Source organism: Streptomyces filamentosus (genome assembly GCF_014654895.1).
GTDB lineage: Bacteria > Actinomycetota > Actinomycetes > Streptomycetales > Streptomycetaceae > Streptomyces > Streptomyces filamentosus.
In genome coordinates this window covers 1,045,891-1,066,516 of sequence record NZ_BNBE01000004.1, presented here as the reverse complement: position 1 = coordinate 1,066,516, position 20,626 = coordinate 1,045,891, and the positions used below count along the sequence as shown (strand labels likewise).

Genomic DNA, 20,626 nt, shown 5'->3' with positions numbered 1-20,626 from the left:
GTTGGGACGAACTTACGCGGAGCGGTGCCGGACCGACCTTTCTGGTACGGCACCGCCCCGCGCGGGGTGGTCGGGTCAGCTGCGGCGGTGCCCGGGGCGGGACGCGTAGGGGGTGGCCCGGGATCCGTCCACCCCGACTTCGAGCCGGCCGATCTTCTCGATCTCGACGACGACGCGGTCCCCGTCGCTGATGGGGCCCACTCCCGCAGGGGTGCCCGTGGCTATCACGTCGCCGGGGTACAGGGTCATCACCGAGGAGGCGTAGGCGACCAGTTCGCGCACGCCGAAGATGAGGTACTCGGTGTTGGTGTTCTGCCGGGTCTCGCCGGCCACGTCGCAGCGCAGGTCCAGCCGGTCGGGGTCGGCGATCTCGTCGGCGGTGACGATCCAGGGGCCGATGGGGGTGAAGGTGTCGAAGGACTTGCGGGTGGACCGGTCCTCGCCGGAACGCACGGTGATGTCCAGCAGGCAGGTGTAGCCGAAGACGTGGTCGAGGGCTTCGTCGGCGCTGACGTGCGACGCGGTCCGGCCGATGACGACGGCCAGTTCGCCTTCCTGGTCGGTGCGGATGTCGGAGTAGGGCAGGACGACGTCCTGGTCCGGGCCGATCACGGAGGAGTTGGCCTTCAGGAAGACGCCCAGGTCGGCGATGGACGTGGGGTAGTCCATCTCGGCCTTGTGGTCCAGGTAGTTGACCGGGGCACCGATGATCTTGCCCGGGCGGGGCAGCGGGGCCTCGAGCTGCACGTCGGCGAGCGCCACGCGGCGCCCGACGGCCGGGTCGAGCACCGGGCCGGAGGCGTCGGACAGCGTCTCGATGTACTGCTGGAGCACGCCGGCCGGGCTGGCGGAGGAGCGGGTGACCTGGTCGGTCACGTCGGTGATGGTGTCGCCGTCGACTATGCCGAGGCGTCCCTTGTCGAACAGGGCCAGGCGCATCGTGGCCTCCTTGGTGGTGTGGAAGAAGCGGGGGAGCGATCAGGCGCCGGGGTCGGCGGTCTCGCTGCGGTAGAGGCCCAGGGAGCGCATCACGGGCTCGTCGCTGTACGAGAACAGGACCGCGTTGGCGGACTTCGAGGTGTTCAGGTGCCGGTAGGAGGCCCAGCCCGGGACGGCGAAGGTGTCGTTCTCGGCCCAGTCCAGGCGCTCGCCGTCGACGATGGTGGCGCCCTCGCCGCGGGCCACGCTGAAGATGGTGGAAGCGGTGTGGCGGCGGCCCGCCCCCTCGAAGCCCGGCCGCAGCCGCTGGATCCGGCAGCCGATGGTGGGCATGACGGGGCCGCCGGTCCAGGGGTTGGTGTACTCCAGGACGATGCCGTCGACGTCGCTGCCTTCGGCGGTGTCCGCGACAGCCTCCAGGGCCCGGCTGGTCTCGGCCCAGGTGTAGCGGGTGACGGGTGAGTTCGGCCCGTCGGGCGTGATCCAGGCGGGGGTCAGGCGGCCGTGGAGGAACTGGCGGCTGCCGGCGTCGTCGGGGCGGGTCACCGGCTGGAGCCGCTGCGGGTACTTCTCGTAGAAGCCCGCTTCCAGCGCGTTGACCAGGGGGTAGTCCAGGGCGTCGAGCCAGATCATCGGCGCGTCGCCCTCGTGGGTGTGGTCGTGCCAGTGCCAGCCGGGGGTGAGCAGCAGGTCGCCGGGGGACATGAAGACGCGCTCGCCGTTGACGGTGGTCCAGGCGCCGTCGCCCTCCAGGATGAAGCGGAAGGCGTTGGAGGTGTGCCGGTGGGCCTGGGCGGTCTCGCCGGGCAGGATGATCTGCAGGCCGGCGTAGAGGGTGTTGACCGTGGCGGGCGGGTCGGTGAGCCCGGGGTTGACGAGCATGAGGACCCGGCGTTCTGCCTCCTCCAGGGACAGCGTCTGCGAGAAGTGCAGCAGGTGCGGCCGCAGCTCCTTCCAGCTCCACCGGTAGGGGACGGCCCTGCTGCGGGGCTGGGCGGGGAACAGGTTTCCGTAGAACCGCCACAGCGGTGCTGTGCCGAGTTCGTCGAGGGCCTTGTAGGCGGGGTCGTCGGTCATGGTGTCTCCTCGCGGGGGTTGCTCACGGGGTCGGTGCGGGCCGGCGGTCGCCGGCGGGGGTCCACACCCAGGCGATGTCGTCGAAGTCCTCGGGGGTGCGGTCGGCCAGGAGCTGGTTGCGCAGGAAGGCGCCCATGCCGTCCAGGTGGCAGATCTCGCCGAACCTGCGCGCGTTCGTCTGGATCGACGCGGCCCGCTCGGTCCGCAGGGCGGCGTACGACGCGAACGCGTCCTCCGGGCGGTCGTGGTCGCGCAGAGCGCGGCCGAGGGCCACCGCGTCCTCCAGCGCCTGGCAGGCGCCCTGGGCCAGGTACTGCAGCATCGGGTGCGCGGCGTCGCCCAGCAGCACGATGCGGCCGTGGACCCAGTCCGTGATCGGGAGCCGGTCGAACAGGGGCCAGCGCCGGTCCCGGGCGACCAGGGGCAGGGCGTCGCGCACGGCGTCACAGGAACCGGCGAACCGCTCCTCCAGCTCGGCCTCGGTGCCCCAGTCGTCGGAGTCGGGGTCGTAGTGGTCGCTCTCGAAGACGGCGACCTGGTTGTAGAGCTCGCCGCGCCGCACCGGGTACTGCACGAGGTGCATGCGCGGTCCGGCCCAGACGATGACCGACTCCGTCGTGGCGTGCTGCGCCATCGAACCCGTCATGCTGGTGACGGGCAGGGCGCCGCGGTACGCGACGTACTTCGAGCAGACGGGGGCGCCGTCGTCCACGAGGATCTGCCGGAGCCGTGAGTGCAGGCCGTCGGCGGCCACCACGGCGTCCGCCGCGAGGCGTTCGGACGTCTCGGCGAAGTGCAGGCGCACCTCGGCCGGCGTCTGGACCGCGTCGGTGACGGTCCGCCCGGTGTGCAGGGTGATCGAGGGGTGTTCCTCGCCGGCGGCCAGGAGAGCGCCGTGCAGGTCGGTGCGGTGGGTGACGAGGTAGGGGTGCTTGAAGCGGCTGCGGTAGGCGTCGCCGCGTAGGTCGAGGGCGGTGATCTGCTTGCCGGTGAGGGCGTCCATCATGACGAGCTGGGGCGGGGCGACGGCGGAGCGCCGCACGGCGTCGAGGACGCCGAGTTCCTCCAGTGCCAGTGAGGCGTTCGGGGCGAGCTGGAGGCCGGCGCCGATCTCGCCGAACCGGGCGGCGCGCTCCACCACGGTCACGCGGTGACCGGAGCGGGCCATGGCGAGGGCGGCGGCCAGGCCGCCGATGCCGCCGCCGACGACGGCGATGTGCAGGGGCGAGGACGTCATGGGCAGGTGCCTCCTTGATGGGCGGGAACGATCCGCCTCCCGAAGCAAGAGGTTCTGCGTCGGGATCATTGGTGTACGGACGGTCGGGGCAGGAGCAGGCCCTCGACACGGGTCCGCGCGCGGACCCGCGGGGGCGTGGCAGCGGTCAACAGGCAGCTGTGGCGCTGCCGACGTGCACGGGTGCCCCGGTGCGGGCATGGATGTCCTCGACGGTGACGCCGGGGGCGGTCTCCACCAGGGCGAGGCCGTGGGCGGTGACGTCGAGGACGCCGAGGTCGGTGATGATCCGCTCGACGCAGGCCCGGCCGGTCAGCGGGAGGGTGCACTCGTCGAGGATCTTCGGGGTGCCGTCCTTGGCGGTGTGCTCCATCAGGACGATGACCCTGCGTGCGCCGTGTACGAGGTCCATGGCGCCGCCCATGCCCTTGACCATCTTGCCGGGGATCATCCAGTTGGCCAGGTCACCGGTGGCGGAGACCTGCATGGCGCCGAGGACGGCGGTGTCGATGTGACCGCCGCGGATCATGCCGAAGGACAGGGCGGAGTCGAAGAACGACGCGCCGGGCAGGACGGTGACGGTCTCCTTGCCCGCGTTGATGAGGTCGGGGTCGACCTCGTCCTCGGTGGGGTAGGGGCCGGTGCCGAGGATGCCGTTCTCGGAGTGCAGCACCACGTGCACGCCGGCCGGGACGTACGCGGGGATGAGGGTCGGCAAGCCGATGCCGAGGTTGACGTACGAGCCGTCGGTCAGTTCGGCGGCGGCCCGGGCGGCCATCTGGTTGCGGTTCCAGGCCATCAGGCGCGCACCGTCCTCTTCTCGATCTGCTTGTCGGCGGCCTGGGCGGGGGTGAGGGGTACGACGCGCTGGACGAAGACGCCGGGGAGGTGGACTTGGCCGGGGTCGAGGGCGCCGGGTTCGACGAGTTCCTCGACCTCGGCGATGGTGACGCGGCCGGCCATGGCGGCGAGGGGGTTGAAGTTGGCGGCGGCGCGGCGGAAGACGAGATTGCCGTGCCGGTCGCCGCGCCAGGCCCGTACGAGGGCGAAGTCGGTGGTGATGCCGTGCTCCAGGACGTGCGGGCGGCCGTCGTAGACGCGAGTCTCCTTGGCCGGGGAGGGGAGGGCGACGCTGCCGTCGGCCGCGTACCGCCAGGGCAGGCCGCCGTCGGCGACCTGGGTGCCGACACCGGCGGGGGTGTAGAAGGCGGGGATGCCGCAGCCGCCGGCGCGCAGGCGCTCGGCGAGGGTGCCCTGCGGGACGAGCTCGACCTCCAGCTCTCCGCTGAGGTACTGGCGGGCGAACTCCTTGTTCTCGCCGACGTACGAGCCGGTGACCCGGCCTATGCGACCGGCCGCCAGTAGGATTCCGAGACCGCGGTCGTCGACGCCGCAGTTGTTGGAGACGACCTGGAGGCCGGTGGCTCCCTGGGCGTGCAGGGCACGGATCAGGGTCTCGGGGATGCCGTTGAGGCCGAACCCGCCGACGGCGAGCGAGGCGCCGTCGGAGATGTCGGCGACGGCGCGGGAGGGGTCATGGATGACCTTGTCCACGGTTCCGGGTGTCCTTTCAGGTGAGGGGGCCCGGCAGCACGGCGGACCAGCCGCCGTCGGCGACGAGGTGAGCGCCGGTGACGTAGGAGGCTTCCTCGGAGGCGAGGAAGGCCGCGACCCGGGCGATGTCCTGAGGGGTTCCGAGACGGCCGAGGGGGATGTGCCGGGCGGCGTGGCGCAGGGGATGGGTCTCTGCGAGAAGGTTGTCGCGTGCGCCCTCGGTGTCGATCAGGCCCGGGCTGATGCAGTTGGCGCGGATGCCGTGCGCGGAACCCTCGGCGGCGAGCTGGCGCGTCAGGGCGATCACCCCTCCCTTTGCGGCGGAGTGCGCGGTGCGATGGTTGGACAGCGAGGCGCTGATTCCGGCCGTCGAGCCGATGGTGACGATGCATCCGCGGCTGCGGGTCAGATGGGGCCATGCGGCGCGGGCGGTGAGCCACACCGAGTCCAGTTCGGAGCGTACGGTGATCATGTAGTCGGCATAGGGCTGCTCGGCCAGGGATCCGAACCGCACCGAGCCGGCGTTGGTGAGGACGATGTCGACGCCGCCGAACGCCTCGGCCGCTTCCGCCACCCAGGTCTCGACGGACTCCGGCCGGGTGACGTCCAAGGGCCCCGGAGTGAGCGCGGTGCCGCCCTCACGGCCGATCTGCCGCTGCGTCTCCACCGCCTCGTCGTGCAGCAGGTCTCCGCCGACGACCAGGGCGCCCTCGGCGGCGAAGTGGAGCGCTGCGGCCTTCCCAAGACCGCGGGCGGTGCCCGAGATCAGGGCGACCTTGCCCTCCAGCCGCTTCATCGGCCTGCCCCGTCGAGCAGCGCGTCGGAGACCGACTTCACCCCGCCGTGCGAGGTGAGACCGCCGTCGACCGGTATCTCCGCGCCGGTGATGAACGACGAGTCGTCGCACAGGAGGAAGACCACCAGCGGGGTCACCTCGTCGACCGTGCCCACACGGCCGAGGGGTGTCTCGCGGATGTTGGCTTCCCGGAAGGCCGGGGCGGCGGAGGCCGTCATCTCCGTCTCGATGAACCCGGGGTGGATCGTGTTCACCCGGATTCCCCGCGGGCCGAGTTCCAGGGCGGCGGTCTTCGACAGGCCGCGCAGGGCCCACTTGCTCGTCGTGTACGCCACCGGGTAGTGGGCGGTCAGCGCAGCGGACGAGCCGACGTTCACGACGGACGAGCCGGGCGGCATCAGCGGGGCGAGGTGCTGGATGCCCAGGAGCGGGCCGTTGACGTTGACGGCGTGGACGCAGCTCATGTCCTTGGCGGTGACCTCGTCCAGCCGGGCACGCCAGGTGATGCCGGCGTTGTTGACCAGCCCGTGCACAGCGCCGTAGGTCTCCCGGAGGTGGCCGGCCAGGTCGGCCCAGTCGTCGGCCAGGGTGACGTCGAGTCGGCGCACGCCCTCCCCGCTGTTCACGTCCGTGGCGATGACCGTGGCACCCTCGCGCTTCAGGGCTGCCACCTCGGCGGCGCCCTGACCGCGGGCGGCGCCCGTGACGACGACGACCTTTCCCGCCAGACGCCCGCCGTTCACGGCCGCTCCCGGTCGCGGCGCCGCCCCTTGGGCAGCGCGACCGGCTCGGTGCCCGGGACCACGCGGGTGGTGAGCGACCCGAGGGCCTCCACCGTGAGCGTGACGGTGTCGCCGGGCCCCAGCGGCGGCGGGACCCGCTCGCCGCTGCGGCCCCACAGCTCGGCCAGGCAGCCGCCGTTGCCGCACGTGCCGGAGCCCAGGACGTCGCCGGCGACGATCCGGGTGCCGCGCGACGCGTAGGCGGTCATCTCCTCGAACGTCCAGCTCATGTTGGACAGCAGGTCGCTGCCGACCTGCTCGCCGTTGACCTCGGCCGTCAGCGCCAGCCGCAGGAAGCCGTCGGCGTCGCGGTACGGCTCCAGTTCATCCGCGGTTACCAGGTACGGGCCCAGCGTCGTGGCGGTGTCCTTGCCCTTGCACGGGCCGAGGCCGACCTTCATCTCGGCGGACTGCAGGTCCCGCGCCGACCAGTCGTTGAAGACCGTGTAACCGACGATGTGCTCCCGCGCCCGCTCCGGGGTGAGGTCACGGCCCTCGCGGCCGATGACCGCCGCCACCTCCAGCTCGAAGTCCAGCACGGAAGAGCCGGGCGGGATCGGCACGTCGTCGTGGGGGCCGAAGACCGCGTGCGGGTTGGTGAAGTAGTAGGTGGGGGCCTCGTACCACTGCTCGGGCACCCCGGACTCGCCGCTGACGGAGCGGCGCACGCCTTCGACGTGCTCCTCGAAGGTGACGAAGTCCCGGATTGAGGAGGGCTGGAGCGGAGGGAGGAGCCTGACCTCGGAGACGTGCGGTCCGGGCGGTACGTCCAGGGCGGCGGCTCCGGCGGCGAGCAGGCCGGGCAGGCCGTCGGTGTCGCGGATCAGGTCCGTGAGCGAGGTGACTCCGGGCAGCGGGAACAGTGTGCCGTCGTCCTCGACGACGGCGACACGGTTCCGGTGCCGGTGTTCGTAAGCGGCGAAGCGCATGGTGCGGCTCCCAGATGGAGAGACAGGGGGCACGGGGCCGGGCCGTCCGGGACGGAGAGAAGGCCCGTTGCCGGCCTTCTTCGGACGGCCCGGTCCCGCGGACCGGGCCGGGAACGCTGCGGTGACAGTCAGGGCGGGACAGGGACCGCCGCGCTCCCGGGGATCGGACGGCCGGGGTCAGACCGGCGGGGCGACGAAGCAGCCGCGGTCGGGGTCGTTGAACGACTCCTTGGCGACGAGTTCGTTCATCGCGTTGGCGGTGCCCCACTGGTCGGTGACCTCGGGCTGCGAGAAGTCGTAGACGTGGGGGTGCCAGGTGTCCTCGTCGAGGTTCTCCAGCTCGGTGGTGTACTCGACGGTGTTGCCGTGCGGGTCGAGGAAGTAGGTGAAGGTGTTGTCACCGGCCATGTGCCGCCCCGGCCCCCAGATCTTCGTGTGGCCGGCCCGCAGGACCCGGCCCGAGCCGCGCATGTACTCGTCGATGCCGCGCATCTCGAAGGAGATGTGGTGCAGCGAGGTGTGCGGACCCTTCGCCAGCGCCATCGAGTGGTGCTGGGAGCTGATCCGCATGAAGTGCATGACCTCGCCCATGTGGGGCGAGCTGAGCGTGTCGGACAGGCGGAAGCCGAGGTGCCGCTCGTACCAGGCGCGGGTGCGGTCCAGGTCGGGGGAGTTGAGGACGACGTGGGAGAGCTTGACCGGGATGGCCTCCTTCTCCTCGATCTTGCGGTGCTTGCGGACGGCGACGTCGGCGGAGACCTCGATGGTGCGGCCGTCGACGTCGAAGAAGCGGAAGCCGTAGCCGCCGCCGGGGGTGTCGACGGTGCCCGGCTGCGAGATCAGCTGGACGCCGCCGGCAAGAAGCTGCTCGGCGAGGGTGTCCACGTCGGCGGGGGAGGCGGCGCCGTAGGAGACGAGGTCGAGGCGCTTCTCGTCGGCCTTGCGCAGCCGGACGACGTACTGCTCGGGGCTGCCCTCGGCGGCGAGGAAGGAGATGCCGGAGTCCTCGGCGACCTTGGTCAGGCCCCACACGCCGGCGTAGAAGTCGAGCTGCTTGTCGTAGTCGGGCACGGCGAGGTCGACGTGCCGCAGGTGGGTGAGTAGGCGGTTGTTCGTCACGGGTGTCTCCTCAGGCGGGGGAGAGGGCGAGCAGGGCGGCGGCGTTGGCGCCGCGGACGGCGTGGAAGTCGGCCTCGGGCAGGCCGGCCGCGCGCAGGGCGCCGACAGGGTCGTCGGACCCCATGTCGAAGGGGAAGTCCGAGCCGAGCAGCACCCGGTCCGCGCCGGCCGCCTCGACCAGGGCCCGCAGAACACGCGGGTCGTGGACGAGCGAGTCGAAGTACAGACGCCGCAGGTAACTGCTGGGCAGCTCGGCGCAGCCGGCCGACGCGTCGGTCCGGGCCCGCCAGGCGTGGTCGCTGCGCCCGATGTGGGTGGGGAGGTAGCCGCCTCCGTGGGCGGCGACGATCTTCAGTCCGGGGTGCCGGTCGAGGACGCCGGAGAAGATCAGGTGCGAAAGGGCGACGGCGTTCTCGGTGGGCTGTCCCACGGTGTTGGACAGGTACCAGCGGTCGAGGCGTTCGTCGAGGGTGCAGCCGAAGGGGTGCAGGAACACGATCGCCCCGGTCTCCTCCGCGCGCGCCCACAGAGGCTCGTAGGCCGGATCGGACAGCTCCCGGCCGGGGGCGTGGCTGGAGATCTCCACTCCGGCGAGCCCCTGTTCCAGGGCGTGGTCCAGGGCGGGGACGACCAGTTCGGGGTGTTGGAGCGGAACCAGGCCCAGGCCGCGGAGCCGGTCGGGCGCGGCCGCGCAGTGCGCGGCGGTCGCCTCGTCGGCCAGGCGGTAGACCTTCTCGGCGGTGTCCGCGTCCGCCCAGTAGTGGTAGTGCGACGGCGAGGGGCTCACGAGCTGGACGTCGACGCCCTGGGTGTCCATCCGGGCGAGCCGGACGGCGGGGTCGGTCAGGGCCGGGATGCGGTCGCGGACCATGGGGCCGCTGACCGCGAGCGCGTCGGGCCCGTTGCGGCGGGCGTCGAGCGCCTTGGCCTCGGCGTGCCCGGGAAGGCCCGCGACGAGCGCCTCGATCTGCGGCAGCAGGACGTGGGCGTGGACGTCCACGGTCGGCGTGGTCACGGCAGCTCCCTGAGCATGGTCATGGTGCGGGCCATCAGCCCGGGAACATCGGCGTCGCGGACGCCGTCAAGCTGCCACCGGCCGATCTGGACCGAGCCCTCCACGACCGGGCGGACCCGCGCGATCCGGCGCTCGTAGTAGGCCTGCAGCAGCTCGTCGTCCCAGGTGTCCGAGGCGATCAGCATCTGGGCCAGGACCCAGGAGTCCTCCAGGGACAGCGCCGCTCCCTGCGCCATCGTGGGCGGGCAGCAGTGCGCGGCGTCTCCCACCAGCACGACCCGGCCGCGATGCCAGGCCCCTTCGACGAGCAGCCGGTCGAACCACGTGTAGTTGACCTTCGCCGGGTCGGTGATGGTGGCCGTGATCTCCGGCCACGCGCCGCCGTAGGCCGAGGCGAGACGGACCATCTCCTCGGCGTACGACTCGGGCGGTATGGAGGCGCGGTCGCGGTTCTTCTCCACGACGTACGCGTACAGCGTGGTGTCGCTGGTGGGGCAGTAGCCGGCGATGAACGCCGGCCCGCCGTAGGCGAGATCGGTGTGCTGCACCCCGGCGGGCCGGGGAGCGGCCACCCGCCAGATCGCCATGCCGGTCGGCTCGGGCTTGTCGGCGATCCCGATCTGCGCCCGGGTGGCGGAGCCGAGTCCGTCGGCGGCGATCACCAGGTCGTAGCGGTGCTCGCGGCCGTCGCTCAGGCGGACCGTGACGCCGGTGGCGTCCTGGTCCAGGATCGTGGCGGTGGTGCCCAGGCGGACGGTCGCGCCGGCGGCGCGGACGGCGTCGATCAGGATCTGCTGGAGCCGGGGGCGCTGCATGCCGACGGTGGCGGGCAGGTCGTCGCCGCCGGTGCGCAGGTCACGCTGGACGTGCAGGACGGTGCCGTCGGGGGCGGTGATGCCGACCGAACCGAAGGGGAAGCCGGCCGCCTTCACCTCCTCCCAGACGCCGAGTTCGCGCAGGACGCGCAGCGCGTTGCCCTGGAGGGTGATGCCGGAGCCGGCGGTGGCGTTCCAGTCGTCCTTCGCCTCGACGAGGTCGACGTCGATCCCGGCGCGGCGCAGCAAAATCGTGGCGGCGTTGCCGGCCGCCCCGCCGCCGATGACCAGGACTCTGCGGGGTGTGCTCATGGGGAACTCCCTTGTTCCTCGGGCTGTGGGCCCCGGGATTACTTGACGGCGACGGGGTTGACGGGGGACCCGACGGCGCCGGTGATGGGCAGGGGCGCGGCGGTGAGCCAGAACGCGTACACGCCGTCGGCCGCGCAGTCCTCGGCCAGCGCCTCGAAGTCCCACATCTCGCCGATCAGCAGACCGATGTGCGGGATGACGACCTGGTGGAGCGGCTGGAAGGCGTGGTCGAACTCGTTGGGCCGTACCTCGAAGCCCCAGGTGTCGGTGGCGATCGCGGCGATCTCGCTGTCGTGCAGCCAGGACGCGGTGGTGAACGACAGGCCGGGGGCGGCGCCGCCGGCGTAGTCGCCCCAGCCGTCCCGCCGTACGCGGGCGAGCTGCCCGGTGCGGACGAGGACGATGTCGCCGCGCCCGACCGTGACCCCGTGCGCTTCGGCGGTGGCCGTCAGGTGCTCCTCGGTGATCGCGAACCCGTCGGGCAGCTCGCCGTCCTCGCCGACCGTGCGGCCGACGTCGAGGAGCACGGCGCGTCCGGCGATGTGCGGGGCCATGTGCTCGATGCCGGTGACCTGGTCGCCGTCGGAGGTGACGACCTGCTCGGCGGGCCGGCCGTTCCATGCCTTGCCGTGGTCGAAGATGTGGCCGAGGCCGTCCCACTGGGTGGAGCACTGGAGCGGCATCGCGATCACGTCGTCGGCGCCGCCGATGCCGTGGGGGAGCCCCTGGTTGCCCAGGGCCGCGTCCGTGCCGGTGTCCAGCATGGTGTGGACGGGGTTGGTCCTGCGCCGCCAGCCCTTCTGCGGGCCGTTGATGTCGAAGCGCTGCGAGAGGGAGAAACTGACTCCGCGCCGTACGAGCGCGGCGCCCTCGCGCCGCTTGGCGTCGTCGAGGAAGTTCACGGTACCCAGGCGGTCGTCCTCGCCCCAGCGGCCCCAGTTGGAGCACTCCTCGGCGGCCTTCGCGATCGCGCCCTCGGGGTCGGTGCGGTTCACGACTCCTCCGCGAGACATCGGGTGCGCTGAGCGCCGAGGCCGGTGATGGAGGCGTCCATGACGTCGCCGTCGCGCAGCAGTCGGCCCCAGTGCATGCCGTTGCCCGCGGGGGAGCCGGTGAGCACGAGGTCGCCTGGCAGGAGCTGTGTGCTCTGGGAGGCGTAGGACACCATCCGGGCGACGTCGAAGATCATGTCCTTGGTGGACTCGTCCTGCATGACCTCGCCGTTGAGCTTCAGCGTCAGCCGCAGGTCTCCGGTGTCGGTGACGGACTCGGTCGGCACGATCCACGGGCCCAGCGGGGTGAACCCGGGGGCGTTCTTGCTCCGCAGCCAGTCCGTTCCGATCTGCGGCATGTCCCTGCGGAACACCGTCGCCCGGTCGGTCAGGTCGTTGGCGATCGTGTAGCCCGCGACGTACTCCAGCGCCTCCTCGGCGGACACCTGGTACGCGGGCCGGCCGATCACCACGGCCAGCTCCAGCTCCCAGTCCGGCTTCTTCGCCCACGCCGGAAGCGTGACGTCGTCGTACGGGCCGGTGATCGCGCTCGGCAGGCCGATGAACACGTACGGCAGGTCCTCGGCGGCCCGCCGGTCCATGATCTCGGCCGCTTCGGCGCGCCGCTCCTCCTCGGGACGCTCGTCGTCCGGGGCCCGGTGCGCGACGTGCAGGTCGATGACGTGCTGCCGGTAGTTGGCGCCCGACTGGAAGACCTGCCGGGGCTCGACCGGTGCGAGGACGCGGAAGTCCGCCAGCGGGCGCCGGACGGCCCCGGGATCGGCGACGAGGGCGCGCAGCCGGGGCAGAACGGCCGGCCACCGCTCCAGCAGGTCCCGCATCGTCAGAGCGGGGTCGTCCAGGGCCGTCCGCAGGTCGAGGACCTGCTCCTCGCTGTCGACGAGGGCGGGGAAGGCGGGGCCGTCAGCGGCCGCGAGAGTGCCGAGGGCGAAAGGCCCGGCGAAGGGGGCGGAAGCGGATTGAGGTTTCACCGACATGTCCTCCTGATTGCGATGGGACTAATCTGGACCCGCCCCCCGCGATCAGGGAAATAGATTGTGTGGATGACTGCCATCGGTATGGCAAATAGCGGGTCGTCTACTGGTCCGGAAAGGAGTTTGCCTCGTGAATCTGGCCCGTCTTGATCTCAACCTCGTGGTCGCGCTCCGTGCCCTCCTCGAAGAGCGCAACGTCACCAAGGCGGGACAGCGCGTGGGCCTGAGCCAGCCCGCGATGAGCGCCGCGCTGGCCCGGCTGCGCCGCCACTTCGACGACGAACTGCTCTCCCGAGAGGGGAGCCAGTACGAACTCACCGCCCTCGGCCAGGTCCTCCTGGACCGCACCGCCACCGCCTACGACGTGCTGGAACGCCTCTTCACCAGCCAGGCCGACTTCGACCCGGCCACCGAGACCCGCGAGTTCCGCCTCATAGCCTCCGACTACGCCGTCGACGTCTTCGGGGTCGAGCTCGCCCGCGTCGTGCACGAGGAGGCCCCCGGCATCCGGCTGCGGTTCACCCGCACCCCGATCACCGTCGTCGACGACACCGCGAGCCTGCTCAGCGCCACCGACGGGCTGCTGATGCCCCACGGCGTCATCAGCGGTTTCCCCGCCACCGACCTCTACGACGACCGCTGGGTCTTCGTCGTCGCCGACGACCACCCCAGCGTCGAGGACCGCCTCACCCGCCAAGACCTCACCCGGCTGCCCTGGGTCACCTACCAGCGCACCTACGACGCCCCCGCCGTCCGCCAGCTCGGCATGCTCGGCATCGAACCGCGCGTGGAGGTCTCCGTCGACAGCTTCCACGCCCTGCCCGCGCTCGTCGCCGGCACCCGCCGCATCGCCCTCGTGCAGGCCCGCCTCGCGCGGCTGCTCGCTCCCATCGCGGCTGTACGCGTCCTCGAGCCGCCCTACGAGGCCGTGCCGCTGCGCGAGGCCCTGTGGTGGCATCCCGTGCAGACCCACGATGCCGCCCACATCTGGCTCCGGGAGACCGCCGCGAGGGTCGGCCGCCGCATCGCCGAAACCCAGCCTTGACATTCTCCCTTGCGCTGCTGATCGCAGCGCCGATCCAAGAAGCGGAATCAGACTCCTATCCACGCAATGGATAGGAGTCATCATCAAACCGGATGGCGGAAAGGGTGGGCAGCACGGCTATCGCCCCGCATAGTCGAGGGCATTCCGCCCCGGTTCGGCACCACCCCCATCAGCCACCTCAACCGGGCACCGTCTTCGCTTTTCCCCCTTGCACTGGAGCGCTGTGATGCCCGCTTCCGTCGTACCGCCGTCCCACGACTACGACCACGGCACGGCCCCGGCCGGCCGTCTTCCCGCCGTCGTGCTCATGGCCGGCAGCTGTCTGCCCGTCCTCGGGGCGGTGCTCCTCGCACCCGTGCTGCCCCGCATGCAGGACCACTTCGCCGACGTGCCGGGAAGCGCGGCGCTGGTTCCCGTCGTGCTCACCGTTCCCGCTCTCTCCCTCGCTCTGCTCGCCCCCTTCGCCGGGATGATCGTCGACCGGCTCGGCCGCAAACGCCTGCTCATCATCGCCACCGTCCTCTACGCCCTCTTCGGCACGGCTCCGCTGTGGCTGGACTCCCTCCACGCCATCCTGGTCAGCCGTGTCCTGGTCGGGGTGGCGGAGGCGGCGATCATGACTGCCTGTACCACCCTCATCGGCGACTACTACAGCGGCGCCCTGCGCGACCGCTACCTCGCCCTGCAGACCATGTGCGCCTCTGCCTCCGCCACGCTCTTCTTCGTTCTCGGCGGAGTCCTCGGGGCCGCCGACTGGCGCGCCCCCTTCTGGCTCTACGCCGTCGGACTGCTCCTCGCGCCCGTCATGGCCCGGACCCTGCCCACGCCCCTCCCGGCGAAGCGCGACGACGCGGCCGCCGCGCTTCCGCGCAGTCCTTTCCCCGTCCGCCGTATGGCAGGTATTTGCCTCCTCACGGTCTTCGGCGCCGTCGTCTTCTACACCGTCCCCGTCGAGATGGCCTACCTTCTCGACGACCTGGGCACCGACTCCACCAGCGCCATCGGGGCCGTCACCGCGGTGGCCAGCGCCGCCACCGTTCTCGGCTCCGTCCTGTTCACCCGCTTCACGCCCGACCGGCGCCCCCGGCTGCCCGCGCTGTTGGCGCTGTGCGCGGCCGGCTTCCTGATGATGGGCCTTGCCGACAGCCTCCCCCTGCTGATCGCCGGAGCCGTCGTCAACTGCGTCGGCACCGGCCTGCTCCTGCCCTCGCTGGTCACCCGCGCCATGTCCTTGCTGGACTACGCCGACCGGGGCCGCGGCATGGGCCTGTGGACCGCGGCCTTCTTCCTCGGCGAATTCCTCTGCCCCCTCGTCCTGCTGGCGGGCAAGGGGCCCGCGGGCGGTCTCGCCCCCGCCGTCGCTCTTCTGGGAGTGACCGCCGGCGGTCTCGCCGCCGCGCTCCTCCTGGCCGCCCGCCGTCCCGCTCCCGCCGGCTCGCCCGAAAGCGCGCAGCAGTGAACTGGGCAAGGCGTTACATGGGAGTACTCAGGGTGGAACGGCGCACGACCAGTTCGGGTGTCAGCACCTCGTGAACGTGTTGGTGAGTGCCCTGGGCCGTGTGCTCGACGAGCAGACGGCCCGCACGCATGCCCAGGGTGCGGGCAGGCCAGCGGACCGAGGTCAGCGGCACCGCCGCGGCTGCGGCAAAGGCGAGATCCTCATACCCGGCCACAGCGACATCGTGCGGCACGCGTACGCCGGCCTCGTGCAATACCTGCATGAGGCCGAGGGCCGGCAAGTCGTGGAAGCAGAGGACCGCAGTCGGCCGGGGAGCCACCGCGAGAAGTCGCTGCCCGGCATCCCGCCCCGCACCGACGGAGGCGTCCTCGGTCGCCAACTCCGTGACACGCAAGGCCCCGTCGCGGAACTCGTTCAGGCACTCCATGGCTCCTTGGTACCTCTGGCGCATCAGCGGGTCGGATCCCGGCACGCTGACGACCACGACGGATCGGTGGCCCTGGGCGAGCAGATGCGCCGCGGCCGCCCGGCCGCCGATGTGATCGTCGACCGCGACGGAACACATGCCGGCCGCCTCCATGCCCTGACCGGCTACTACACAGGCCACCCCCTGTTCGATACAGGCTGCCACCGCCCGCTCGGTTTCGGGGAAGGCAGCGATGACGACACCACGTACCTGGTAAGAGGCGAGCAGCCCGACATCGTGGCGCATTCGTCCAGCCTCGCGGCCGCCCCCGCACATCAGCACGCCCAGTCCCGCCTCCTCGGCCGCCCGCTCTACCCCGGCGGCGAGGGCCGCGTCGCGCGGGTCCGCCACGTCCACGCCGTACAGCGCCAGCAGCTGCGAGGAGGCGCTGCCGCGCAACTGCCGGGCACCGGCGAGCCTGACGTACCCGAGCGAGTCGATGACGGATATGACCAGGGACCGGGTGGACGGGGAGACGAGTTCAGGGCGATTGAGTACGTTGGACACCGTTCCGATGGAGACCCCCGCTGTCCGGGCGACCTCCTTGATTCCGACACGCTGCGAAGGACGCATCCCCGAAACCTGCGGTCACCGGACGCCGGGCGCGGCGCTGCTGCGCCGTACGACCAGTCGCGGGGTCATCGTGGTGCGCATGGCCCGGTCGCGGCGCCCCTCGACGCGTTCGATCAGCATGCGTGCGGCGGTCGCGCCCATCGTGTGTCCGGCCTGGTCCACGCTGGTGAGCTGGACCGGGGCGAGGGAGGCGACGGCGGTGTTGTTGTACCCGACGAGCGAGACGTCACCGGGAATGGACAGGCCCAGGTCGTCCGCCGCCCGGTAGATGCCCAGTGCCGCGATATCGGCGCCGGTCAGGATCGCCGTGGGCCGGTCGTCGCCGGAGAGCAGGGCGAGGCCCGCCGCGTGGCCGCCGTCGTCGGAGTAGGCGGCGTGGTGCACGCGGGCGTGGTCCGCCAGTCCGTGGCGCTCCATGGCCTGGAGGTAGCCGTCGGCCAGCACGATCTCCGGGGGGCGTCGCCAGCGGCCGGTCTTGTTCCCGGCCGCCGAGACCAGCGCGATGTCCCGGTGCCCGAGTCCGACAAGGTGGTCGACCACCAGGCCCGCGCCGAGGTCGTCGGCGTCGACGACGGAGTCGTGGACGTCGGAGATGTCGTGGTGGCCGATGACCACCGTCGGGGTGGCCTCGGCCGTGGCCAGGACCTCGGGGCGCGGCGTCCCGGGGGCGATGAGGATCAGACCGTCCATCTGACGGTCCACCATGGCCCGGACAGTACGTGCCTGTTCCCCGGCGCCGAAGCCGGCCGCGCCGATGAGGACCGTGTACTCGCTGTCCTCCAGCTGCTCGTGGACGCCGTCGAGGATGTCGGCGAAGAACGGGTTGCGGACGTTGTCGAGCAGGACGCCGATCGTGTACGTGCGTCCCCGCATGCCCCGGGCGGCGGCGTGGGGCCGGTATCCGAGCTCCGCCATGGCCGCCCGGACACGCTCCTGCATGGCCGGACTCACGCCGTAGGCGTTGCGCATGACCTTGGACACGGCGGCGGTGGACACGCCGGCGTGCCGGGCCACATCGGTGATCGTCACCCGTTTGGCGTTCTTGGAAGAACTGTCCATAACCATGAGAACTCCGGTCTCCTCACTCTCGGTGCAACGTTCTACGCCCAGAGTTGTGGAGAGACCACGGATCTGGCTAGGCAACGCTGATGTTACGCGTCTGTGTCTTGACGACGCCAGAGGGATGGCGTCATGGTGTTGCAAGTTCAGATGGAGAACGTTCTACATCACTCCGTCTCTGTGCGGCCGGTCTCTCCGCCGCTCCTCGCGCCCGCTGAGCGCCCCTTCTTCTCTCACGATCCCTGGGAGTCTCCAGTGCCCCACCGCACGATCCGCGCCCGCCGTTTCGCTCTCGCCTCGGCCGGCGTTCTGTCCCTGGCCCTCGTCGTCACCGCCTGCGGTGGCAGCGGCGGTGGCACCTCCGCGGCGCCCAAGGACTTCACGTACCTCAGCGTCACCGAGAACACGACCACGCGCACGGCACTGACCACGCTCTCCAAGAGCGCCTGCAAGACCGAGAACGCCGCCCTTCCGCTCAAGGTCGAGACCATCCCGCAGGCGCAGCTGGACCAGAAGCTCCAGCTGCTCGCCGGCCAGGACGCGCTGCCCTCGATGTTCGCCGCCGGCAACGCCCCCGCGCTGACCAAGCAGCTCGCCAAGGGCGGCAAGGTCGCGGACATCGAGATGGAGCTGGAGCGCCTCGGCGTCCTCGACCAGCTGGAGCCGGCCGCAGTCTCCACGATCAAGGCCCTGTACGGCGGCAAGCTGATGGCGCTGCCGTACGAGTACAACATCGAGGGGATCTTCTACAACAAGAAGCTCTTCCAGGAGAACGGCATCGCCGTCCCCGGCACCTGGGACGAGCTGCTGGCCGCCGCGGAGAAGCTGAACGCCAAGGGCATCCAGCCGTTCTCCGCCTCCGGCGCGCAGGGCTGGCCGCTCACCCGCCTCATCAGCGGCTACCTCTACCGCAGCCTCGGCCCCGACGCCCTCGACAAGGTCGACGCCGGCACCGCCCAGCTGACCGACCCCGAGTACGTCAAGGCCGCCGAAGAGGTCGCCGCCCTCGGCAAGAAGGGCTACTTCGGCAAGGGCGTCGGCTCCATCGACTACGACACCGCGATGAACCAGTTCCTCACCGGCAAGTCCGGCATGTTCTACATGGGCAGCTGGGCCCTGGCCAACATCGCCGACCCCAAGCAGAACAAGATCGGCGCCGAGAACGTCGGCTTCATGCCCTTCCCCGCCGTCAAGGGCGGCAAGGGCTCCATCGACCAGTACCCCTCCAACATCGGCCTGGCCGTCACCCTCGGCTCGAAGACCTTCGACGACAAGACCGGCGCCTGGGTCAGCTGCATCGCCAAGAACTTCGGCAGCACCGCCCTGAAGGACCACGGCACCATCACCGGCTTCAAGGTCAACACCCCGGTCAAGGACTCCAGCGAGGTCGCCGGCACCGTCCGCAAGACGATCAGCAGCTCCAAGCAGAACGTCCTGTGGTTCGAGGCCCTCTTCAGCACCAAGGCCACCACCCTCAGCAACACCAGCGCCCCCGGACTCGTCAACGGCAGCATCAGCCCCCAGAAGTTCATGGAGACCGTCCAGGCCGCGCTCGGCAGCCAGTGACACCCCGCGGGGCGGGCGCCCGCCGGCGCGCCGCCCGCCCGGCCCTTCACCAGAAACGAAGTGGACACCACTCATGCACCGCGTACTCGGTGACCGCAGGGCAATCCTGATCCTGCTCGGTCCCGCACTCCTCGTCTACACCCTGATCATGCTCGTCCCGATGGTGTGGTCGCTCGGGTACTCCTTCACCAAGGGCAACTCCATCGAAGGGTTCACCGGAAGCGGCCTGGACAACTTCACCCGGCTCCTCGACGACCCGGCCGTCCACGAGGCCCTGTGGTTCACCCTGAAGTACGCGGTGATCGTCACCGCCGGCCAGGTCATCGCCGGCTACCTCCTGGCCCTCCTCTACGTCTTCTTCCTCAAGAAGGCCTCCGCGCTCGTCCGCACCCTGGCCTTCTTCCCCGTCATCCTCCCCACGGTCGCCGTCGGCCTGCTCTTCCAGAAACTCTTCCAGGTCGCCCCCCAGCCCGGCCCCGTCAACTCCCTCCTCAACGCCCTCGGCCTGGAGTCCATCGACTTCTTCGGCAGCGCCGGCAGCGCCTTCTGGGTCCTGATCATCATGGACATCTGGCGCTCCATGGGCTTCTACGCCGTCCTGCTCTTCGCCGGCCTCATGGACATCCCCGACGAGGTCCTCGAATCCGCCCGCCTCGACGGCGCCTCCGGCCTCCGCCTGATCCGCCACATCGTGCTGCCGCTCTCCCTGCCCGTCCTCCTGTCGTCCCTGATCTTCAGCATCAACGGCACCCTCAAGGTCTTCGACTCCGTCGTCGCCCTCACCAACGGCGGACCCGGCACCGGAACCACCCCGCTGACCCTGTACATGTTCCAGTCGTCGTTCACCTACAGCGAGTACGGCTACGGCAGCACCATCGCGCTGCTCCTCACCGTCGTCTGCCTCCTGGTGAGCCTGGCGGTCTACCGCGTCTCCCGGCGCGACAACACGGAGAGCTGAACGCCATGGCCATCGACACCGCGCCGAAGACCGCCACCGCCGGCCACAAGCGGGCCAAGCAGCCGCCGCTCCGCGCAGCACGCAAGGCAGGCGGCCGCCTGTGGATCCGCCTCGCCGTCACCATCCTTTTGATCGTCGAGGTCTACCCGCTGATCTGGATGTTCCTGACCTCGGTCAAGTCCAACAGCGACTACCTCAACAATTCGACCTGGAGCCTGCCCACCACCTGGGAATGGGGCAACTACGCCGAAGCCTGGACCACCGGCAACATCGGCCTCTACGTCAAGAACAGCCTCCTGGCCGTCGTCCCCGCCCTCGCCCTCATCCTCCTGCTCGGCACCGCCGCCGGCTTCGCCCTGCAGATCATGGTCTGGAAGGGCCGCAGCCTCACCCTCCTGGTCTTCCTCGCCGGCATGATGATCCCCCCGCAGATGATCCTGCTGCCCCTGTTCACCATCTACTTCCAGACCGGCCTGTCCGGCACCCTGTGGCCGCTCATCCTCACCTACACCGGCACCGGCCTGCCCCTGACCGTCTTCATGATGGCCACCTACTACAAGACCGTCCCGCGCGAACTCTTCGAGGCGGCCACCCTCGACGGCGCCGGCATCCTGCGCGCCTTCTGGACCATCAGCATCCCCGTGGTCCGCAACGCCCTGCTCACCGTCGGCCTCGTCCAGTTCTTCTTCATCTGGAACGACCTGCTGATCGCGCTGACCTTCACCAACAGCCAGGACCTGCGCACCATCCAGGTCGGCCTGCTCAACTTCACCGGCGACTTCGGCGCCACCCAGTACGGCCCCCTGTTCGCGGCCATCTGCATCAACGTCTTCGGCACCCTCGTGATCTACCTCTTCCTCAACCAGAAGGTCATGAAGGGCCTCACCTCGGGAGCGGTCAAGGGCTGACACAGCGCCTCCACCGAACCGCCCGAGCACACG

Annotated in this window: 20 protein-coding genes; 5 read left to right on the top strand and 15 right to left on the bottom strand. The window is 70.7% G+C overall.

Annotated features, from left to right (window positions below; all coding sequences use genetic code 11):
• Window positions 1–75: 75 nt before the first annotated feature.
• The 13 genes from IE326_RS38585 to IE326_RS38525 all read right to left on the bottom strand — a co-directional run bounded on the left by IE326_RS38585 (window position 76) and on the right by IE326_RS38525 (window position 12,562).
• Window positions 76–939, bottom strand: a complete 864-nt coding sequence (locus IE326_RS38585; RefSeq protein ID WP_190044886.1) for a fumarylacetoacetate hydrolase family protein — start codon at window positions 937–939, stop codon at window positions 76–78.
• Between the two features lie 39 nt (window positions 940–978).
• Window positions 979–2,016, bottom strand: coding sequence for a cupin domain-containing protein (locus tag IE326_RS38580; RefSeq protein WP_190044885.1), 1,038 nt, complete (start codon window positions 2,014–2,016; stop codon window positions 979–981).
• A gap of 22 nt (window positions 2,017–2,038) precedes the next feature.
• Window positions 2,039–3,253, bottom strand: a complete 1,215-nt coding sequence (locus IE326_RS38575) for an FAD-dependent monooxygenase (protein WP_229915864.1) — start codon at window positions 3,251–3,253, stop codon at window positions 2,039–2,041.
• A gap of 145 nt (window positions 3,254–3,398) precedes the next feature.
• The gene (locus IE326_RS38570) at window positions 3,399–4,049 is read right to left on the bottom strand and encodes a CoA transferase subunit B (RefSeq protein WP_190044884.1); all 651 of its coding nucleotides are present in this window, start codon (window positions 4,047–4,049) and stop codon (window positions 3,399–3,401) included.
• The gene (locus tag IE326_RS38565; RefSeq protein WP_190044883.1) at window positions 4,049–4,804 is read right to left on the bottom strand and encodes a CoA transferase subunit A; all 756 of its coding nucleotides are present in this window, start codon (window positions 4,802–4,804) and stop codon (window positions 4,049–4,051) included. The genes IE326_RS38570 and IE326_RS38565 overlap by 1 nt, the downstream gene beginning before the upstream one ends.
• A 16-nt stretch (window positions 4,805–4,820) precedes the next feature.
• Window positions 4,821–5,600: an SDR family NAD(P)-dependent oxidoreductase gene (locus IE326_RS38560; RefSeq protein ID WP_190044882.1), complete on the bottom strand. Its 780-nt coding sequence runs from the start codon at window positions 5,598–5,600 to the stop codon at window positions 4,821–4,823.
• The gene (locus IE326_RS38555) at window positions 5,597–6,343 is read right to left on the bottom strand and encodes an SDR family NAD(P)-dependent oxidoreductase (protein ID WP_190044881.1); all 747 of its coding nucleotides are present in this window, start codon (window positions 6,341–6,343) and stop codon (window positions 5,597–5,599) included. The genes IE326_RS38560 and IE326_RS38555 overlap by 4 nt, the downstream gene beginning before the upstream one ends.
• Window positions 6,340–7,311, bottom strand: a complete 972-nt coding sequence (locus IE326_RS38550; RefSeq protein WP_190044880.1) for a fumarylacetoacetate hydrolase family protein — start codon at window positions 7,309–7,311, stop codon at window positions 6,340–6,342. Before IE326_RS38550 ends, IE326_RS38555 begins: the two co-directional genes overlap by 4 nt.
• Before the next feature lie 177 nt (window positions 7,312–7,488).
• Window positions 7,489–8,430 carry a VOC family protein gene (locus tag IE326_RS38545; protein ID WP_190044879.1) on the bottom strand — a complete coding sequence of 314 codons (942 nt, stop codon included), beginning with the start codon at window positions 8,428–8,430 and terminating at the stop codon, window positions 7,489–7,491.
• Window positions 8,431–8,440: 10 nt separating this feature from the next.
• Entirely contained in the window at window positions 8,441–9,445 is a 1,005-nt protein-coding gene (locus tag IE326_RS38540; RefSeq protein WP_190044878.1) for an amidohydrolase family protein, read from the bottom strand.
• The gene (locus IE326_RS38535) at window positions 9,442–10,572 is read right to left on the bottom strand and encodes an FAD-dependent oxidoreductase (RefSeq protein ID WP_190044877.1); all 1,131 of its coding nucleotides are present in this window, start codon (window positions 10,570–10,572) and stop codon (window positions 9,442–9,444) included. The genes IE326_RS38540 and IE326_RS38535 overlap by 4 nt, the downstream gene beginning before the upstream one ends.
• A gap of 38 nt (window positions 10,573–10,610) precedes the next feature.
• Window positions 10,611–11,585 (bottom strand): cyclase family protein, encoded by a 975-nt coding sequence (locus tag IE326_RS38530; protein ID WP_190044876.1) that lies wholly within the window; start codon window positions 11,583–11,585, stop codon window positions 10,611–10,613.
• Window positions 11,564–12,562 carry a fumarylacetoacetate hydrolase family protein gene (locus IE326_RS38525; RefSeq protein ID WP_190044875.1) on the bottom strand — a complete coding sequence of 333 codons (999 nt, stop codon included), beginning with the start codon at window positions 12,560–12,562 and terminating at the stop codon, window positions 11,564–11,566. Before IE326_RS38525 ends, IE326_RS38530 begins: the two co-directional genes overlap by 22 nt.
• A 127-nt stretch (window positions 12,563–12,689) precedes the next feature.
• Here IE326_RS38525 and IE326_RS38520 point away from each other — a divergent pair, with 127 nt between their 5' ends.
• Both IE326_RS38520 and IE326_RS38515 read left to right on the top strand, forming a co-directional pair.
• Window positions 12,690–13,604: a LysR family transcriptional regulator gene (locus IE326_RS38520; RefSeq protein WP_190044874.1), complete on the top strand. Its 915-nt coding sequence runs from the start codon at window positions 12,690–12,692 to the stop codon at window positions 13,602–13,604.
• A gap of 226 nt (window positions 13,605–13,830) precedes the next feature.
• Window positions 13,831–15,063, top strand: coding sequence for an MFS transporter (locus tag IE326_RS38515; RefSeq protein WP_190044873.1), 1,233 nt, complete (start codon window positions 13,831–13,833; stop codon window positions 15,061–15,063).
• Between the two features lie 13 nt (window positions 15,064–15,076).
• Here IE326_RS38515 and IE326_RS38510 read toward each other — a convergent pair whose 3' ends face one another.
• On the bottom strand, window positions 15,077–16,102 hold the full coding sequence (locus IE326_RS38510; protein WP_190044872.1) for a LacI family DNA-binding transcriptional regulator: 1,026 nt from the start codon (window positions 16,100–16,102) through the stop codon (window positions 15,077–15,079).
• Window positions 16,103–16,117: 15 nt separating this feature from the next.
• Window positions 16,118–17,161: a LacI family DNA-binding transcriptional regulator gene (locus tag IE326_RS38505; RefSeq protein ID WP_190044871.1), complete on the bottom strand. Its 1,044-nt coding sequence runs from the start codon at window positions 17,159–17,161 to the stop codon at window positions 16,118–16,120.
• A 255-nt stretch (window positions 17,162–17,416) separates the two neighbouring features.
• Here IE326_RS38505 and IE326_RS38500 point away from each other — a divergent pair, with 255 nt between their 5' ends.
• From IE326_RS38500 to IE326_RS38490, 3 genes are all read left to right on the top strand, one after another.
• The gene (locus tag IE326_RS38500) at window positions 17,417–18,727 is read left to right on the top strand and encodes an ABC transporter substrate-binding protein (RefSeq protein WP_229915862.1); all 1,311 of its coding nucleotides are present in this window, start codon (window positions 17,417–17,419) and stop codon (window positions 18,725–18,727) included.
• Window positions 18,728–18,800: 73 nt separating this feature from the next.
• Complete coding sequence (locus IE326_RS38495) at window positions 18,801–19,685, top strand: carbohydrate ABC transporter permease (protein ID WP_190044870.1); 885 nt, start codon at window positions 18,801–18,803, stop codon at window positions 19,683–19,685.
• A 5-nt stretch (window positions 19,686–19,690) separates the two neighbouring features.
• Window positions 19,691–20,593: a carbohydrate ABC transporter permease gene (locus tag IE326_RS38490; protein ID WP_190044869.1), complete on the top strand. Its 903-nt coding sequence runs from the start codon at window positions 19,691–19,693 to the stop codon at window positions 20,591–20,593.
• The last annotated feature ends 33 nt before the right edge of the window (window positions 20,594–20,626 follow it).

Excerpts from the sequence above, each read along its gene's own strand:
- IE326_RS38510 (WP_190044872.1), bottom strand. The coding sequence starts at position 16,102 with ATGCGTCCTTCGCAGCGTGTCGGAATCAAGGAGGTCGCCCGGACAGCG.
- IE326_RS38575 (WP_229915864.1), bottom strand. The coding sequence starts at position 3,253 with ATGACGTCCTCGCCCCTGCACATCGCCGTCGTCGGCGGCGGCATCGGC.
- IE326_RS38515 (WP_190044873.1), top strand. The coding sequence starts at position 13,831 with ATGCCCGCTTCCGTCGTACCGCCGTCCCACGACTACGACCACGGCACG.
- IE326_RS38585 (WP_190044886.1), bottom strand. The coding sequence starts at position 939 with ATGCGCCTGGCCCTGTTCGACAAGGGACGCCTCGGCATAGTCGACGGC.
- IE326_RS38505 (WP_190044871.1), bottom strand. The coding sequence starts at position 17,161 with ATGGACAGTTCTTCCAAGAACGCCAAACGGGTGACGATCACCGATGTG.
- IE326_RS38580 (WP_190044885.1), bottom strand. The coding sequence starts at position 2,016 with ATGACCGACGACCCCGCCTACAAGGCCCTCGACGAACTCGGCACAGCA.
- IE326_RS38490 (WP_190044869.1), top strand. The coding sequence starts at position 19,691 with ATGGCCATCGACACCGCGCCGAAGACCGCCACCGCCGGCCACAAGCGG.
- IE326_RS38535 (WP_190044877.1), bottom strand. The coding sequence starts at position 10,572 with ATGAGCACACCCCGCAGAGTCCTGGTCATCGGCGGCGGGGCGGCCGGC.
- IE326_RS38550 (WP_190044880.1), bottom strand. The coding sequence starts at position 7,311 with ATGCGCTTCGCCGCTTACGAACACCGGCACCGGAACCGTGTCGCCGTC.
- IE326_RS38495 (WP_190044870.1), top strand. The coding sequence starts at position 18,801 with ATGCACCGCGTACTCGGTGACCGCAGGGCAATCCTGATCCTGCTCGGT.
- IE326_RS38560 (WP_190044882.1), bottom strand. The coding sequence starts at position 5,600 with ATGAAGCGGCTGGAGGGCAAGGTCGCCCTGATCTCGGGCACCGCCCGC.
- IE326_RS38525 (WP_190044875.1), bottom strand. The coding sequence starts at position 12,562 with ATGTCGGTGAAACCTCAATCCGCTTCCGCCCCCTTCGCCGGGCCTTTC.
- IE326_RS38530 (WP_190044876.1), bottom strand. The coding sequence starts at position 11,585 with ATGTCTCGCGGAGGAGTCGTGAACCGCACCGACCCCGAGGGCGCGATC.
- IE326_RS38570 (WP_190044884.1), bottom strand. The coding sequence starts at position 4,049 with ATGGCCTGGAACCGCAACCAGATGGCCGCCCGGGCCGCCGCCGAACTG.